Origin of the sequence: Aeromonas cavernicola, assembly GCF_002795305.1 — a bacterium.
Classification (GTDB): Bacteria; Pseudomonadota; Gammaproteobacteria; order Enterobacterales; family Aeromonadaceae; genus Aeromonas; species Aeromonas cavernicola.
On sequence record NZ_PGGC01000125.1, the window covers coordinates 1 to 1,523 of the forward strand.

1 protein-coding gene is annotated in these 1,523 nt (G+C 59.4%); it reads left to right on the top strand.

Annotation, left to right across the window (positions count from 1 at the left end; genetic code table 11):
- Positions 1 to 232: 232 nt before the first annotated feature.
- Positions 233 to 1,523, top strand: a 1,291-nt coding sequence (locus CUC53_RS13645; protein WP_100294670.1) for an IS4 family transposase, incomplete at its 3' end; no start/stop codon positions are given.

The following is a 1,523-nucleotide window of genomic DNA, read 5'->3' on the forward strand; positions in this document are numbered from 1 at the left end:
GAGTTGGTTAAGAGACAGCACTGGCCCCACCTAAAAATGGATACATCGTTTCTTAGTGTTATCACATCACAGGACAGTCCCATTCGTATCGGCATCAAGGGCAAGAACATGACGGTGGCGAGGCCAAAAAAAACCACCTGATTGGAGGTTAATGCCGATCAGTTAAGGATCCATTGACCGATCCTTCTGTTGTGTGAAAATCCGAAACCTGTTGATTGGTTTCGGATTTTTTATGCGTATCGACCAGGCTCTCGACTTCCTCCACGCTAGCAATGCCGCTCAGTTTGAGTCACTCTCCGACCTCATTCCTCCCGAACTCATCACGACGCTGCTCGCCGAAGAGGGCGTCGCAACCCTGCGCCGTCGCCGCATGCCCATGGAGCGTCTGGTCTGGGCCATCATCGGCATGGCTATCTTCCGCCACGTCCCCATGACCCAGCTCGTCAATCAGCTCGATATCCTGTTGCCCGGCGACCGCCCCTTCGTTGCCCCCAGCGCCTTTCTGCAAGCTCGCCAAAAACTGGGGGACAAGAGCATCGAGCGCCTGTTTCACGAGACCGCCTCGCGCTGGCACCAGCAGGCCAACCACCCCGGTTGGGCCGGGCTGCAACTGCTCGCCGTCGATGGCGTGATGTGGCGCACCCCCGATACCCCGGACAATGCCGCCGCCTTTGCCAAGCCTGGCACCCAGCATGGCGAGACCGCCTATCCGCAGGTGCGCATGCTCTGTCAGATGGAGCTGACCAGCCACCTGCTCACGCAAGCCGTCATGGAGAGCTGCGCCGTCAACGAGATGGTGTTGGCCGAGCAGCTTGTCGCGCGCACACCAGACCACTCGCTGACTCTGTTCGACAAGGGGTTTTACTCTCTCGGTCTGCTCCATGCATGGCAGAGTGCGGGCGTAGAGCGGCACTGGTTGCTGCCGCTCAAAAAGGGCACCCAATACGAGGTGGTGCGCAAGCTGGGGCGCCAGGATGCACTGGTCTTGCTGAAAACCAGCCCACAGGCGAGGAAGAAGTGGCCGCACCTACCTGACACGGTGGAAGCTCGATTGCTGACCCGCAACATCAATGGCAAGGCGCGCCAAGTGCTGACCTCCATGGTCGACCCGATGCGTTTCCCGGGCGCCGACATCGTTGAGCTCTACAGCCAGCGCTGGGAAATCGAGTTGGGCTATCGGGAGATGAAGCACAGCCTGCAACAACACCGGCTAACCCTGCGCAGCAAGAAGGCGGCGGGGATACGGCAAGAGCTGTGGGGTGTGCTGCTGGCGTACAACCTGCTGCGCAGCCAGATGGTAAAGATGGCGGCGAGTCTGAAGGGATACACGGCGAGCCAGCTGAGTTTTCACATGGCGTCGGTCTATCTCATCCATGAACTGAGCTGCATGCCGTACCTGTCACCGGGGAGTATCCCGAAGCGGGTGGCGGAGCTGGATAAGCAGGCGGGGCAGTTTGTATTGCCGGAGCGAAGGGAGCGGAGTTATCCCCGCAGTGTGAAGGCAAGACCACAAAAGTATGCGG